The sequence below is a fragment of the Streptomyces sp. NPDC056486 genome (assembly GCF_042795295.1).
In the GTDB taxonomy this organism is placed as follows: domain Bacteria; phylum Actinomycetota; class Actinomycetes; order Streptomycetales; family Streptomycetaceae; genus Streptomyces.
Genome location: NZ_JBHTSF010000045.1, coordinates 1 through 14,518 on the forward strand (window position 1 = coordinate 1; position 14,518 = coordinate 14,518).

Consider the following 14,518-nt stretch of genomic DNA (forward strand, 5'->3'; position numbering starts at 1 on the left):
AGCGCATCCGGGGCACGCCGGGAAGCGGGCGCAGTCCCCCGGCCTCCTGGTGGGAGGCGGCGAGGGCCATGGGGAGCATGGCGCAGCCGAGGCCGGACTGGGTGGCGGCGCGGACGCCCGCACGACGTATTCGTCGTGCGGGCCCTTCGGTCAGGTCAGACCGACCGTGGGTCAGCTGTTGCGCTTCCAGCGCGGCTTGTCGTCGCGGCGGCCGAAGGAGCCGGTGCCGGTGCCGGAGCGGTCGCGGTTGAACGCCGGGCGGTCGTGGCCACCGGAGCGGGCGCCGCCGGCGGGACGGTCGTCACGGCGGTCGCGGTTGAACGGACGGTCGCTGCCGCGGTGGCCGCCGGAGGGGCGGTCGTCGCGACGGAAGCCCGAGCCACTGCTCTGGCCGCCCTCACGGCGGTCGCCGCCGCGGAAGCCGCCACGGTCGCCGCCCGAGGGACGGTCGTTGCGGTCACGGTTGAAGCCGCCACCCTGGCCACCCTCACGACGGTCGCCGCCACGGAAGCCGCCACGGTCACCACCGGTCGGACGGTCGTCACGACGGAAGCCGGAGCCACCGCGGTCGTTGCGGTCACGGTTGAAGCCGCCACCCTGGCCACCTTCACGGCGGTCGCCGCCGCGGAAGCCGGAGCCACCGCCACGGTTGTCGTCACGACGCTCGAAGGAACGGCCACCACCACGGCTGTCGTTGCCACGGTCGCGGTTGAAGCCGCCACCACCCTCGCGACGGTCGCCGCCACGGAAGCCGGAGCCACCGCCACGGTTGTCGTCACGACGCTCGAAGGAACGGCCACCGCGGTCGTCACGGCGCTCACGCTCGTAGTTGCCACGGTCGTCGCGCTGCGGACGGCGCTCCTCGCGGGCGGCCGCGACGGGCTGCTCCGGGACGGAGACAGCGGCCTCGACGGCGGCCTCGGCGGCGGCAGCGGCCTCGGCGACCGCGGTCTCCGGGTCGTCGCCACGCTCGCGGGCGGCACGCGCGGTGAGGCGCGAGGCCTCCTCGCGCAGCTCGGACGCGCGGCGGGTGGCGCGCTCGAGCTCCTTGGTGAGGTCCTTGACCTCACGCTCGGCCTGGGTCGCGGCGTTGCCCGCGGAGTCGGCCTGCACCTCGGTCATCGAACGGGCGCCGGTGATGTCGGCGACCTCCGGGTCGAAGGTGCCGCCGCCGTTGATGATGTGACGCGAGGCGTCGACGCCCGCGTCCTCCATCAGACGGAAGATCTGACGGCGCTGGTGCGGCAGGGACAGCGAGACGACCGTGCCGGAGCGGCCCGCGCGAGCGGTACGCCCTGAACGGTGCAGGTAGTCCTTGTGGTCACCGGCCGGGTCCACGTTCAGGACCAGGTCGATGCCGTCGACGTGGATGCCTCGGGCGGCGACGTCGGTCGCGACGAGCGCGTTGACGTGGCCCTTCTTGAAGTCCTCAAGAACGCGCGTACGAGCGCCCTGCGTCATGCCGCCGTGCAGTGCGTCGGCCTTCACACCGGACTCGCAGAGCTGCTCGGCGATGCGGTCGCAGCCCAGCTGGGTACGGACGAAGATGATCGTGCGGCCCTTGCGCGCGGCGATGGCGGCCGTGACGGGCGCCTTGTCGCGGGGCTTCACGATCAGGATGTGGTGGGTCATGGTCGTGACGTTGCCCTGGGCGCTGTCGACCTCGTGCGTCACCGGGTTGGTCAGGTAGCGCTTGACCAGCGAGGAGATCTCGTTCTCCATCGTGGCCGAGAACAGCATCCGCTGGCCGCCGGCCGGGACCTGGTCGAGCAGCTCGGTGACCTCGGGCAGGAAGCCCAGGTCGGACATCTGGTCGGCCTCGTCGAGCACCGCGATCTGGGTGTTCTCGAGCGAGCAGGCGCCGCGGCTGATGATGTCGCGCAGACGGCCCGGGGTGGCGACGAGGATGTCGACGCCACGCTCGAGGGCGTAGATCTGGTTGCCCATCGACGTACCGCCGCAGACGACCTTCATCTTCAGGCCGAGCACGTCGCCGTACGGCTGGAGCGCGTCCGCGACCTGCATCGCGAGCTCACGGGTCGGGGTCAGGATGACGCCGCGGGGCTTCTTCTTCTCGGTGCGGCCCTCGGACGCGAGCGTCGTGAGCATCGGCAGACCGAAGGAGAGGGTCTTGCCGGAGCCGGTGCGGCCACGGCCGAGGATGTCCTTGCCGGCCAGGGCGTCCGGGATGGTCGCGGCCTGGATCGGGAAGGGCGCGGTCACGCCGTTCTGGGCGAGCTTGCGGACGATGCTCTCGGGCAGACCGAGGTCGCCGAAGGTGGGGCCCGTCTCTGCGTCTTCGTCGGCCTGGTCGGCCTTGTTGTCGGCCTGGTCGGCCTTGTTGTCGGCCTCGTCGGCCTGAACGGTCTTGTCGTCGGCCTGGTCGTCGGCCTCAGCAGCCGCCTCGGTCTCGACTACGACCTGCTCGGCGGCTTCCACGACGTCCGCGGCCTGAACGGTCTCGACGGTCTCGACTGCTTCTGCTGCTTCGACGGTGGGCTCCACCGTCAGCTCGTCGGTCGTCTCGTTCTCGGGCAGGACGGCGTGGTCAGAATGAGAAATGGACATGCGAAATGCGAAACCTTCCGGAGTCTCGGCACGCGCCCGTCAACTCCGTGATTTCGCAATGGACCGCCTCTATGCGGTCAGCCACGGCAAGGGAGAGTACGCGCCACGCGGCGCTCTTCTTTTTCGGCGCCGGGCAAATGGGATCAAACGATCTACCACCATACGCACCCAACCCCCCGGAAGGCAAACCACACCCTCCGAGGCACCTTGGATTCCGCCCCCCGCAGCTCGTCTCACCTGCGACGAAGCGGGTTTCGGACAGGGGCTCGACCGTTCTGTACAGGGGTTATTCCCCGTCCGGCCGAGCCTTAAGCGGGTCCGGCCTCCGGTGAAGGCTCCCGCGACCTGAGCCCCTGCGACCGCTCCCCCAGCTGCGCGCCCGGGTTCGGCTCCTCGTGCGCCGACGACGAGGGCTCCGGAGTGGGCTCAGGAGTCGGGGTCGGCTTCGGGGGATCGGGCGTCGGCGTGGGGCGCGGCGGGTCGGGCTTGGTCCGCGTGGGCGATGGCCGCCCGTCCTTCGTCGGCGGGGCGGGGGCGTCGCCGCCCCGGGACGCGGACGCCGAGGCCTGGTCGGCACCGGAACCGGACTCGCCCGGCTCGTCCGCCCGCCCCTTGTCTCCGCCCTTGTGCTTGCCCTTGCCCTTGGTCTTGCCGTGCTTGCCACCCTTGGCGTCGCCGCGGTTGGCGTCGCCGCCCGCGGCCGATCCGCCGCCCGGTGCGGCGCCGCCGCCGTCCGGGGCGGCAGCCGCACTGCGCCCGCCGGCGGAGTGCGCGGGGCCGGGCCCGCCGCCCCCGTCGTCACCGATGCTCATGCAGCCCGCGGTCGCCAGGACGGCCACGGCCGCCGCGGTCCACCGGACAGGAACGTACAACTGGCGCACGGCCGAGCACCTCCGAGGCGCTGAGAAGCGGGGACGTACTACCCAACTCCCTTGCCGTGCAAGAGGACACGGACCATGACACGTACCGTGACACCGACCGTCAGCCGTACCCCAGGGCGTGCAGGCGCTCGTCGTCGATCCCGAAGTGATGTGCGACTTCGTGCACCACCGTGATCTCGGTCTCCGCGACGACCTCCTCGCGCGACGCGCACATGCGCAGCGTCGGCCCCCGGTAGATCGTGATCCGGTCGGGCAGCACGCCCGCGTACCACTCGCCCCGGTCCGTCAGCGGGGTCCCTTCATAGAGCCCGAGCAGCTCGGGATCCTCGGCGGGTGGTTCGTCCTCCACGAACACCGCCACGTTGTCCATCAACCGCGTCAACTCGGGAGGAATCCGGTCAAGCGCCTCGGCGACCAGTTCCTCGAACTCTTCCCGCGTCATCTCCAGCACACCCCCATTGTCAGCCACCGCCCCGCATAGCCGCCTCTCCCCATGGGCATACCGGACCAATGGCCCGCGACTTCCGTGCGCTCGCCGCCCTCGTACGCCACTACCGATCCCGCCACCCTCACCCGGTCGGCGAGCTCGTCAGCCCTCCCCATCCGTACGGCCGCGCCGCCGGCCTGATCGCGGTCGTCGTGTTCGGCGCCTGGCTGGGCCTGCTGATCGTGGGCAGCGTGCACGCGCCGGTCGGTCCGATGGACACGCGCATGACCCTGCGCCCCTCGCTCACCGGCGGCACGAAGATCAACGTCTCTCCGCTCGGTGACCTCGAGCTGCGCTCGCACATCGCCCCCATCCGCCTCGACGTGGACGTGGACCGCCTGGACCCGGTCCGCTCCCAGGCCCTGGTCGACCACCCCGAGCGGCTCGCGGGGCTCCAGGACGAGGTGACGCAGGACGTCGGGCACGGCACGCTCGACCTGGCCGTACGCTCCTGCGCCGCCGTCGTCGCGGGCGCGACGGCGCTGGGGCTCGCGGTCTACCGGCGTCCGCGCCGGGCCCTGGCGGCGGGCGGCCTCGCGCTGGCCCTTCTCGCCGCGTCGGGCGCGGCGGCGTACGCGACGTGGAACCCGAAGTCGGTCCTGGAACCAAAATTCTCCGGCCTGCTCAGCAGCGCCCCGTCGGTGGTCGGCAACGCCCGCAGCATCGTGAGCGAATTCGACGTGTATCAGCAGGAATTGGCGCGCCTGGTCACCAACGTGACGAAGCTGTACGACGCGACGTCGACGCTCCCCGCGTACCAGCCGGACCCGTCCACGATCCGCGTCCTGCACGTCTCGGACATCCACCTCAATCCGGCGAGCTGGAAGATCATCGCCTCGCTCGTGGAGCAGTACGACATCAACGCCATCGTCGATTCCGGCGACACGATGGACCACGGCAGCGCGGCCGAGAACGCGTTCCTCGACCCGATCGAGGACCTGGGCGCCCCGTACGTCTGGGTCCGGGGCAACCACGACTCGGCCACCACCCAGCGCTATCTGCAGCGGATGAAGAACGTCCACGTCCTGGACGAGGGCAGTGCCGTGTCGGTCGCGGGGCTGCGGTTCGCCGGGACGGGCGATCCGCAGTACACCCCGGACCGCTCCGTGCGGGCGGAGGGCGAACCCGTCGAGAAGATGGCGGGCATCCGCCTGGCCTCCGCCCTGCGGGACCAGCAGGCGGCCGGCACTCCCGTCGACATCGCCGTCGCACACAACCCCGACGCCGCGCGGGAGACGGACGGCGAGGTGCCGCTCGTCCTCGCGGGGCATGTGCACCACCAGGAGATGGAGGTCATGGAGGGCGGTACGCGGCTGCGCATCGAGGGGTCCACGGGTGGGAGCGGGCTGCGGGCGGTGGAGGGCAAGTTCCCGGACCCCGTCGAGGCGTCGGTCCTCTACCTGGACCGGGAGACCCGGCGCCTCCAGGCGTGGGACGAAATCAAACTGGGCGGTCTCGGCCTGACGAAGGCGGAGGTCAGCCGCCATCTGCCCAAGGAGAACCAGCCCGGGGCGACCCCGTCTCCGCCCCCTCCGAGCCGGTCGCCCGGGGGCGGTTCCGCGGCCCCCCGATAACCGTTTTGGCGATAGCTCCCCGCATCCCATATGCTTCTCACGTCCCCGACGCGCTGCAAAGCGCCCAGGTGGGCCCTTAGCCCTCATCGTCTAGTGGCCCAGGACGCCGCCCTTTCAAGGCGGTAGCACGGGTTCGAATCCCGTTGGGGGCACGTAACACCTTGTGCGAGACTAGTGCTCGCACAATGCTTGGTCCTGTGGAGCAGTTTGGAGTGCTCGCCACCCTGTCAAGGTGGAGGCCGCGGGTTCAAATCCCGTCAGGACCGCTTGCGATTCTCTGAATCGCGTGGCTGGGTAGCTCAGTTGGTACGAGCGATCGCCTGAAAAGCGATAGGTCGCCGGTTCGATCCCGGCCCCAGCCACCTCTTCCCGAAAGCCCCGCCTCTCCGGCGGGGCTTTCGGCGTTCCCCGGACAGGGCCCCCGCGACACCCCCTGCAGAACAGGCCTCTCCCACCCACCCGATCACCCCGCAGCCGGAACAGCCGCATGCGCCGCAGCCTTCTCCCTGCCCCCGGGATGCCGGTGCCGCCATACCCAGAACACCGCGCTCGCAAGGACCGCCCACCCCGCGAGCACCAGGAACGGGAAGGGATGCTGGTGGCCGCCGAAGTACACCGCCGTGTGCTGCGCGTTCACCGATGCGCCCGGTGGAAGCCAGCGGCCGATGTGGCCGAGCACCGACGGAAGCAGCGGCCACGAGACCGCCCCGCCCGACGACGGGTTGCCGAGCAGCACCATCAGGCCCCACGTGGGAATCATCGCCCAGCGCCCGAACAGCGTGTTGAACATCGAGAACACCATGCCCGACGTGAACATCGTCAGCGCCAGGATCAGCCACGACTCGACGAACGGCAGGTCCACCGCCCCGAGCCACCAGTCCACCACCGCCGCGATCACGAACCCGCCGAGCAGCGCGTAGAGCACCGTGAAGCCGATCCGCTCGGCCGGGTTGAGGCCCCGCGCGTGCACACTCAGCTGGATCGCCCCGACGAAGCCGATGATCACCGCAGCCAGCGAGATGTAGAAGATCGCGAGCCCCCGTGGGTCACCCTCCTGGAGCGGCTTGATGTCCTTCACCGTCACCGGCACCCCCACCTTCTCGCCCACCTTCGGCGCGGTCTCCGCGAGCACCTGGGCGACCGACGCCCCGGAGGCCCCCGAGACGTCGAAGGTGACCTTGCTGCCGGACTCCCCGCCGCCCGGAGACACCGCGAGGATCGCGAAGACCTTCTGCTCCTCCACCGCGTCCCGCGCCGCGGCGACGCTGTCGTACTCGTGGATCTCCAGCGAAGCGTTCAGCGCCTTCTCCATACCGCCGAGGAACGCCTTCCCCCGCGTCGCGTCCTGCGCCCCCACCACCGCCGTGGGGATGCGGTGCGGGGTCGGGTCCGCCATGGAGTACGTGTACGAGCCTGCGAAGAGCCCCGCCGCCGCGGCCAGGATGAACACCAGCACGATCGCCGGCAGGAACGGCGACCGCTTGAACGCCTCCCACTGCTCGCCCCGGGTGGGAGCCCGCCCGTGGGCGCCGTGCTGGTGCTCTTCACGCTCGGACCGGTCAGGGTCAGGGTCACGCTCGGACCGGTCAGGGTCACGCTCGGACCGGTCGGGCTCCTGCTGAGGGTGAGACATATAAGTACGCTAAACCACCCAAAGCGGACTCACCCTCGCTCGGCCTCCACAGGGCCACGCCCCCTCCGCCGCCACCCCCGCACCGCAAGCCCCACGCCCACCAGCGCCACCACCCCGATCAGCAGCACCGAGTCCGGGACCGCCCGGCCCACGTTCCCTGCCCAGCGCTCCACGGCGAACGAGTCATCGACGTCGAGCAGCCCCGGCAGCGCGGTAGTCCCGTCGTACGCGAGGAAGAGCGCGCCGAGGGCCACGAAGAACAGGCCCGACAGGAGCGAGGTCGTGTGCAGTTCGAAGCGGCCGATGCGGAAGGCGCGCCCCCGCAACCAGCGCCGCCGCCCCAGATCGAAGCGCTCCCAGAGCAGCGCGAGCACGAACAGCGGCACCGCCATCCCCAGCGCGTAGACGGCGAGCAGCAGTCCCCCGTAGACGGGGCTGCCGCTCACGGCCGCCACGGTCAGCACACTCCCGAGGATCGGCCCCGCGCAGAAGCCCGCGAGCCCGTACACCGCCCCCAGCGCGTACACGGAGACCGCGGTCGTCGGCCGGATGCGACCCGAGAGCTCGGCCATCTTCCGCGAGGCGAACCCCATCCCCACGACCTGCAGCACGCCGAGCGCGATGATCAGCCACCCGGCGACGAGCACCAGCTGGTCCCGGTGCCCGAAGAAGAACCGCCCGGCGACCGAGCCCGCAGCGCCGAGCGGTACGAGGGTCGTCGCGAGACCGGCGTAGAAGATACCGGTGCGGGCGAGCAGCCGTGAGGTCGAGTCGATCGAGTACGCGAAGAAGGCGGGCAGGAGCAGTGCGCTGCACGGGCTCACCAGGGCGAGAAGACCGCCCAGGAACGCCGCGAAGTACCCCACATCGGCGGTCACTTCTCCCCCGACCCGGACGACTTCGCCGTCTTCGCCGTCTTCGCGGCCTGCTCGATCGCCTGGTGGAAGACCTCGTCCGGCTGCGCACCGGAGATGGGCCGCCCATTGACCAGGAAGGACGGGGTCGACGTGGCCCCCAGGCCGTACGCCTCCTCCTGGTCCCTCTTCACCGCGGCCTTGGCGCCAGCACTTCCCGCGTCGTCCGAGAAGCGGCCGATGTCCTTGACCCCGGCCTCCTTCGCGAGTGCCTTGAGCCGGTCGCCCCCGAACCCCTTCTCCTTGGAGCCCTCCGCGTACGCGGCCTCATGGAACTGCCAGAAGCGCCCCTGCTGCCCCGCGGCCCACGCGCCCCGCGCGGCCGACTCGGAGTCCGCGCCGAAGATCGGGAAGTTGCGCCACTCGATGCGCAGGGTGCCCTCGTCGACGTACTTCTTCACCAGGTCGGGCTCGGTGTCGCGGGCGAACTTGCCGCAGTAGCCGCACTTGAAGTCGGCGTACTCGATGAGCACGACCGGCGCGTTCGCGCGGCCCTGTGCGAGCGGGTCCTTGGCATCGCGCCTGGCGAGCTTGGCCAGCTCCGGGTAGACCCCGGCCTGCGGGTCGGCGGAGACGTCCGCGGGCGACTCCTCCTTCGCGGTGACGGAGGAGGGCTCGTCGGGCCTGGTGGCGCTGTAGGAAGCGGCGCCGAGCAGCAGCGCGGCGACGGCCACTCCGGCCCCGATGGCGATGTTCTTCTTTTTGTTGTTGTTCTTGGGCATCAGGGAGTTCTCTCTGTTCCTGTACGTGATGAAAGGGGCCCGGAACAGGGGCCTCTACACGCGCAGGATCGAGAGATCCACCGGAGAAAGCGGTGTGAGCGGCGGCGGTCCGCGCTCCGGCGTCAGAGCAGGCACCGGCTGGCCGATGCCCCAGGCACCGGACGCGGCATGGGCCTGATGCAGGGCGGGCAGCAGCTCGTACGCGGAACTGGAGCGCGGTGGGGCGGCGGGAGCCTGACCGGCGTCCTGCTGACCGCCCTTGCCGCAGCCGGGCACACCGGCGGACACCTCGGTCCGCTCCGACGCCTGCACCGACACCTTGGGCTTCGCAGCCGCCGGCTCCGCGGCCACCGCGGGCCCGCAGAACGCCCCGAGCACGACGAGCAGCACCCCGAGCAAGGGGCACCACGACAGACGCGCACGGGACAACATGCCCGGAATCGTACGTCCCTGGGCGCCCCGCCAGATAAATCGGTTCGCCACCTTCGAGCGGCGGGTGAGATCCTGGACGCCGTATGTCTACGCAGCCTGCCCTCACCCTCGACGCCCTCGCCCCCCGTCTGGCCGATCTTTCGCTGCGCGACGAGCACCGGATCGGCCGCCGGCTCGAGGGTGCGCGCCGGATCCGCAAGCCCGACGCCCGGGCCTCCGTCATCGCCGAACTCGCGGCGGAAGTCGACAAGGCCGCGGCGCGGATGGCCGAGCGGGGCAGCCGTCTGCCCAAGATCACGTATCCCGAACAGCTCCCGGTCAGCCAGAAGAAGGACGACATCGCCGCGGCGATCCGCGACCACCAGGTCGTGATCGTCGCGGGCGAGACGGGCTCCGGCAAGACGACGCAGATCCCCAAGATCTGCATGGAGCTCGGCCGCGGCCTGAGAGGCATGATCGGCCATACGCAGCCCCGCCGTATCGCGGCCCGCACGGTCGCCGAGCGCGTGGCCGACGAGCTGAACACCCCGCTCGGCGAGGCCGTCGGCTGGAAGGTCCGCTTCACGGACCAGGTGGGCGCCGACACGTACGTGAAGCTGATGACGGACGGCATCCTGCTGGCCGAGATCCAGACGGACCGCGAGCTGCGCGCGTACGACACGATCATCATCGACGAGGCCCACGAGCGGTCGCTGAACATCGACTTCCTGCTCGGGTATCTGGCCCAGCTCCTGCCCAAGCGCCCTGACCTGAAGGTCGTCATCACCTCGGCGACCATCGACCCGCAGCGGTTCTCCAGACATTTCGGGGACGCCCCGATCGTCGAGGTCAGCGGCCGTACGTATCCGGTCGAGGTGCGCTATCGGCCGCTTCTTGAAGAGGACTCCGAGGACAGCGACCGTGATCAGATCACCGCGATCACCGAGGCCGTCGAGGAGCTCCAGGGCGAGGGCAAGGGCGACATCCTCGTCTTCCTCTCCGGAGAGCGCGAGATCCGGGACACGGCGGACGCGCTGAACAAGAAGGCCTACAAGTTCACGGAAGTCCTCCCCCTCTACGCACGCCTCTCGCACGCCGAGCAGCACCGCGTCTTCCAGCAGCACACAGGCAGACGCATCGTTCTTGCGACGAACGTCGCCGAGACCTCCCTGACCGTCCCGGGCATCAAGTACGTCATCGACCCGGGCACGGCCCGCATCTCCCGCTACAGCCACCGTACGAAGGTGCAGCGGCTGCCCATCGAGGCGATCAGCCAGGCGAGCGCCAACCAGCGCAAGGGCCGCTGCGGCCGTACGTCGGACGGCATCTGCATCCGGCTGTACTCGGAGGACGACTTCGTCTCCCGCGCCGAGTTCACGGACGCGGAGATCCTGCGCACCAACCTCGCTTCGGTCATCCTCCAGATGACGGCGGCCGGGCTCGGCGAGATCGAGAAGTTCCCCTTCATCGACCCGCCGGACCACCGCAACATCCGCGACGGCGTCCAACTCCTCCAGGAGCTCGGCGCCCTGGACCCGACGCAGAAGGACCCGAAGAAGCGCCTCACCCAGGAGGGCCGCAAGCTGGCCCAGCTGCCGGTGGACCCGCGTCTGGCCCGCATGGTTCTCGAGGCCGACAAGAACGGCTGCGTACGCGAGGTCATGGTGATCGCCGCGGCGCTCTCCATCCAGGACCCGCGTGAGCGCCCCGCGGAGAAGCAGACGCAGGCCGACCAGCAGCACGCGCGCTTCAAGGACGAGACGTCCGACTTCCTGGCCTTCCTCAACATGTGGCGGTACATCCGCGAGCAGCAGAAGGAGCGCGGCTCGTCCTCGTTCCGCCGGATGTGCAAGTCGGAGTACCTGAACTTCCTGCGGATCCGCGAGTGGCAGGACATCTACACGCAGCTGCGTACGGTCGCCAAGCAGATGGGGATCCATCTCAACGAGGACGACGCCCCCGAGCAGCAGGTGCACATCTCCCTGCTCGCCGGCCTTCTCTCCCACATCGGGATGAAGGACGTGAAGGAGTCCAAGGACAGCGACCCCAAGCAGCGCGGCGGCCGTGGCGAGTATCTGGGCGCCCGCAACGCCAAGTTCGCGGTCTTCCCGGGTTCCGCGCTCTTCAAGAAGCCGCCGCGCTTCATCATGTCCGCCGAGCTCGTCGAGACCTCCCGGCTGTGGGCCCGGGTCAACGCGCGCATCGAGCCGGAGTGGGTCGAGCCGCTCGCCCAGCACCTCCTCAAGCGCACGTACAGCGAGCCGCACTGGGAGAAGGACCAGGCCGCGGTGATGGCGGTCGAGAAGGTCACGCTGTACGGCATCCCGCTCGTCACCGACCGCAAGGTGAACTACGGCCGCATCGACCCCGAGGTCTCCCGCGACCTGTTCATCCGCAACGCGCTCGTCGAGGGCGACTGGCGCACGCACCACAAGTTCTTCGCCGCCAACCGCCGCCTCCTGACCGAGGTGGAGGAGCTCGAGCACCGCGCGCGGCGCCGCGACATCCTCGTGGACGACGAGACGCTCTTCGACTTCTACGACCAGCGGGTGCCCGCGGACGTCGTGTCCGGCGCGCACTTCGACTCCTGGTGGAAGAAGAAGCAGCGCGATGAGCCCGAGCTGCTCGACTTCGAGCGGTCGATGCTCATCAACGAGCGCGCGGGCGACGTGTCGAAGGACGACTATCCCGACACGTGGCGGCAGGGGCCGCTCAAGTTCAAGGTGACGTACCAGTTCGAGCCGGGCGCGGACGCGGACGGCGTCACGGTCCACATCCCGCTCCAGGTCCTGAACCAGGTCACGGCGGACGGCTTCGACTGGCAGATCCCGGGCCTGCGCGAGGAAGTCGTGATCGAGCTGATCCGCTCCCTGCCCAAGCCGATCCGCCGGCACTACGTCCCCGCGCCCAACTACGCGAAGGCGTTCCTGGAGCGGGCCGTGCCTCTCCAGGAGCCACTGCACGTGACGCTCGCCCGCGAGCTGCAGCGGATGGTCGGCGTCCCCGTCTCACCGGACGACTTCGACCTCACCCGCGTACCGGACCACCTGAAGATCACCTTCCGGATCACCGACGAGCGGCGCAAGAATCTCTCCGAGGACAAGGACCTGGAGGCGCTGAAGCTCCAGCTCCGCCCGAAGGCCCGCAAGGCCCTCTCGCAGGCCGCCGCCGCGACGGCGGAGAAGACGGGCGGCTCGGCGGTCGAGCACTCCGGTCTCACGGACTGGTCCATCGGCCCCCTCAGCCGCGTCTTCGAGACGCGTCGCGCGGGCCAGCCGGTGAAGGCGTACCCGGCCCTCGTGGACGACGGCGACACCGTCTCCGTACGCCTCTTCGACACGGAGGCCGAGCAGCAGCAGGCGATGTGGAAGGGCACGCGTCGCCTCATCCTGCGCAACATCCCCGTAAATCCGGCCAAGTTCGCGTCGGACAAGCTGACCAACGCCCAGAAGATCGCCCTGTCCGCGAACCCGCACGGCTCCATCCAGGCGCTCTTCGCCGACTGCGCGATGGCCGCGGCGGACAAGCTCATCGGTGACTTCGGCGGTCCCGCCTGGGACGAGGAGTCCTACCGCAAGCTGTACGAGAAGGTGCGCGCCGAGATCGTCGACACGACGGTCCGCACGGTGAGCCAGGTCCAGCAGGTCCTCGCCGCCTGGCAGGCCTGCGAGCGCCGCCTGAAGTCGACGAAGAGCCCGACGCTCCTGGCCAACCTCACGGACGTACGGGCGCAGTTGGACGCCCTCGTCGGCCCCGGCTTCGTCACGGCCACGGGGATCCGCCGCCTCGCGGACCTGATGCGCTACATGGTGGCCGCCGACCGGCGCCTGCAGCAGATGCCGACGAACGTCCAGCGGGACACGTCACGCATGGAGAAGGTCCAGGAGATGCAGGACGAGTACGCCTGGCTCCTGGAACAGCTCCCGCAGGGCCGCCCTGTCCCCCAGGAGGTTCTGGACATCCGCTGGATGCTGGAGGAGCTCCGGGTCAGCTACTTCGCGCACGCCCTTGGCACGGCGTACCCCGTCTCGGACAAGCGGATCGTGAAGGCGATCGACGCGGCCGCACCGTGATCACCCGCCCACCCTGGGTGAGTTCGACCGCCGGGCCTGCGCTGCTGTAGAGTTTCGTCTCGCAGCGCAACGAAGCAATAAGCGCCGCAAAGCAAGGTCCTGTGGAGCAGTTTGGAGTGCTCGCCACCCTGTCAAGGTGGAGGCCGCGGGTTCAAATCCCGTCAGGACCGCAGTAAAGAAGAGGGTCCGCATCCGACAAGGATGCGGACCCTCTTCGCATGCGCCAACACACCCCGCCCCACACCCCACCCTGTCGAGGTGGAGGCCGCGCCCGCGGCGCAGCCGCAATCAGACACAGCAAATCCCGTCAGGACCGCAGCAAGACGAAGGTCCACATCCGACAAGGATGCGGACCCTCTTCACGTGCGCCAACACGCCCCGCCCCACAGGTGAAGGGGCCGCATCCGCGCTGGATGCGGCCCCTTCTTCTTGTGCGACGACGGGCCACGCCCCCTCCGCACACGGCCCGTTCCCGTGCTCGCACCTTGACCGCGTCACATTCCGCCGGTAATCAGACAGCAGGGAGTCGGGGCGGGACCGGTTCCCCATCTGGAGGTGTCGCATGACGGCTTCGGCGGCGTCCGCACGGCACGAGACACGCGCTCTGTTGCGCGCCCACCTGTCCGCTGCGATGAGCTATCGCCATGTGACCCGGCACTGCCCGATCTGTCACCGGCTCGAACGCCTCGCCCTGGAGGCCCCTTCGGCCGCTCAAGGCGACTGCGAGGGCGGCTGGGAGCAGGGCGAGGACGAAAGTCCCCCGAACGCGTGACCAAAGCCGACCCGCGACCCACCCCGGTGATGGGAGGGTGAGGGGTAGGACCTCGGGCGCGCGGAACCAACTCCCCTGCGCCGGCCGGGATCTCCTCTAGCTCAGAGGTATCGCAGGCAACAAGGTCCCCGGCGTGTGACGGGTGTCACCGAACTTGTTTTGGAAACCCTCGAACTTACACCCGTCTTACAACCAGTCAATTTAATATGTGCAATTGCACCGCCCCGTAGCCACTCCGGACGGCGTCCGCACGGCGCCCGCCCAGGCGCCACAAGGTCGACGGAACGACGGCGGAAGGGTGGCACCACAGCCTCCCCGCAGCGCGGCCCCAGCACCCCTCAGAGACCAACAAGCCCGCTCACAGCGGTGCTCACCAGGGCTTCCCGGGCGCACAAAAAAGATCGCGCTGGACCCGGCGGAGTCCAGCGCGATCGATACGACTCACCCATGAGGCTCAGGCGTGGGACCCGTTGGGGCGGGACC

The 14,518-nt window shown here is 69.9% G+C and carries 10 protein-coding genes and 4 tRNA genes; 7 read left to right on the plus strand and 7 right to left on the minus strand.

Going from position 1 to position 14,518, the window contains the following annotated elements; genetic code table 11:
- Nucleotides 1-171: 171 nt before the first annotated feature.
- The 3 genes from ACFQ7F_RS19505 to ACFQ7F_RS19515 all read right to left on the minus strand — a co-directional run bounded on the left by ACFQ7F_RS19505 (nucleotide 172) and on the right by ACFQ7F_RS19515 (nucleotide 3,900).
- Complete coding sequence (locus ACFQ7F_RS19505) at nucleotides 172-2,568, minus strand: DEAD/DEAH box helicase (RefSeq protein ID WP_383271952.1); 2,397 nt, start codon at nucleotides 2,566-2,568, stop codon at nucleotides 172-174.
- A gap of 308 nt (nucleotides 2,569-2,876) precedes the next feature.
- The gene (locus tag ACFQ7F_RS19510; protein WP_383271954.1) at nucleotides 2,877-3,449 is read right to left on the minus strand and encodes a hypothetical protein; all 573 of its coding nucleotides are present in this window, start codon (nucleotides 3,447-3,449) and stop codon (nucleotides 2,877-2,879) included.
- 100 nt (nucleotides 3,450-3,549) lie between these two features.
- Entirely contained in the window at nucleotides 3,550-3,900 is a 351-nt protein-coding gene (locus ACFQ7F_RS19515; protein WP_361828642.1) for a metallopeptidase family protein, read from the minus strand.
- A gap of 59 nt (nucleotides 3,901-3,959) precedes the next feature.
- Here ACFQ7F_RS19515 and ACFQ7F_RS19520 point away from each other — a divergent pair, with 59 nt between their 5' ends.
- The 4 genes from ACFQ7F_RS19520 (at nucleotide 3,960) to ACFQ7F_RS19535 (ending at nucleotide 5,872) form a co-directional block, all read left to right on the plus strand.
- Nucleotides 3,960-5,510, plus strand: coding sequence for a metallophosphoesterase (locus ACFQ7F_RS19520; protein WP_383271956.1), 1,551 nt, complete (start codon nucleotides 3,960-3,962; stop codon nucleotides 5,508-5,510).
- A 79-nt stretch (nucleotides 5,511-5,589) separates the two neighbouring features.
- Nucleotides 5,590-5,662 (plus strand) — tRNA-Glu (locus tag ACFQ7F_RS19525).
- Nucleotides 5,663-5,701: 39 nt separating this feature from the next.
- Nucleotides 5,702-5,776: transfer RNA gene (locus ACFQ7F_RS19530), tRNA-Asp, on the plus strand.
- Between the two features lie 22 nt (nucleotides 5,777-5,798).
- Nucleotides 5,799-5,872, plus strand: a tRNA-Phe gene (locus tag ACFQ7F_RS19535).
- 101 nt (nucleotides 5,873-5,973) lie between these two features.
- Here ACFQ7F_RS19535 and ACFQ7F_RS19540 read toward each other — a convergent pair.
- From ACFQ7F_RS19540 to ACFQ7F_RS19555, 4 genes are read right to left on the minus strand one after another with little or no spacing between them, the layout of a single operon-like run.
- Nucleotides 5,974-7,143: an ABC transporter permease gene (locus ACFQ7F_RS19540; RefSeq protein WP_383271958.1), complete on the minus strand. Its 1,170-nt coding sequence runs from the start codon at nucleotides 7,141-7,143 to the stop codon at nucleotides 5,974-5,976.
- 29 nt (nucleotides 7,144-7,172) lie between these two features.
- On the minus strand, nucleotides 7,173-8,021 hold the full coding sequence (locus tag ACFQ7F_RS19545) for a cytochrome c biogenesis CcdA family protein (protein ID WP_383271960.1): 849 nt from the start codon (nucleotides 8,019-8,021) through the stop codon (nucleotides 7,173-7,175).
- Nucleotides 8,018-8,779, minus strand: a complete 762-nt coding sequence (locus ACFQ7F_RS19550) for a DsbA family protein (protein WP_383271962.1) — start codon at nucleotides 8,777-8,779, stop codon at nucleotides 8,018-8,020. The genes ACFQ7F_RS19545 and ACFQ7F_RS19550 overlap by 4 nt, the downstream gene beginning before the upstream one ends.
- 54 nt (nucleotides 8,780-8,833) lie before the next feature.
- Nucleotides 8,834-9,211 (minus strand): hypothetical protein, encoded by a 378-nt coding sequence (locus tag ACFQ7F_RS19555; RefSeq protein WP_383271964.1) that lies wholly within the window; start codon nucleotides 9,209-9,211, stop codon nucleotides 8,834-8,836.
- 83 nt (nucleotides 9,212-9,294) lie between these two features.
- Here ACFQ7F_RS19555 and hrpA point away from each other — a divergent pair, with 83 nt between their 5' ends.
- The 3 genes from hrpA to ACFQ7F_RS19570 all read left to right on the plus strand — a co-directional run bounded on the left by hrpA (nucleotide 9,295) and on the right by ACFQ7F_RS19570 (nucleotide 14,035).
- A complete protein-coding gene (hrpA, locus tag ACFQ7F_RS19560; protein ID WP_383271966.1) occupies nucleotides 9,295-13,263 on the plus strand; it encodes an ATP-dependent RNA helicase HrpA in 3,969 nt (1,322 codons plus the stop codon).
- Nucleotides 13,264-13,358: 95 nt separating this feature from the next.
- Nucleotides 13,359-13,433 (plus strand) — tRNA-Asp (locus ACFQ7F_RS19565).
- Nucleotides 13,434-13,825: 392 nt separating this feature from the next.
- Nucleotides 13,826-14,035: a DUF6274 family protein gene (locus ACFQ7F_RS19570; protein WP_383271968.1), complete on the plus strand. Its 210-nt coding sequence runs from the start codon at nucleotides 13,826-13,828 to the stop codon at nucleotides 14,033-14,035.
- The last annotated feature ends 483 nt before the right edge of the window (nucleotides 14,036-14,518 follow it).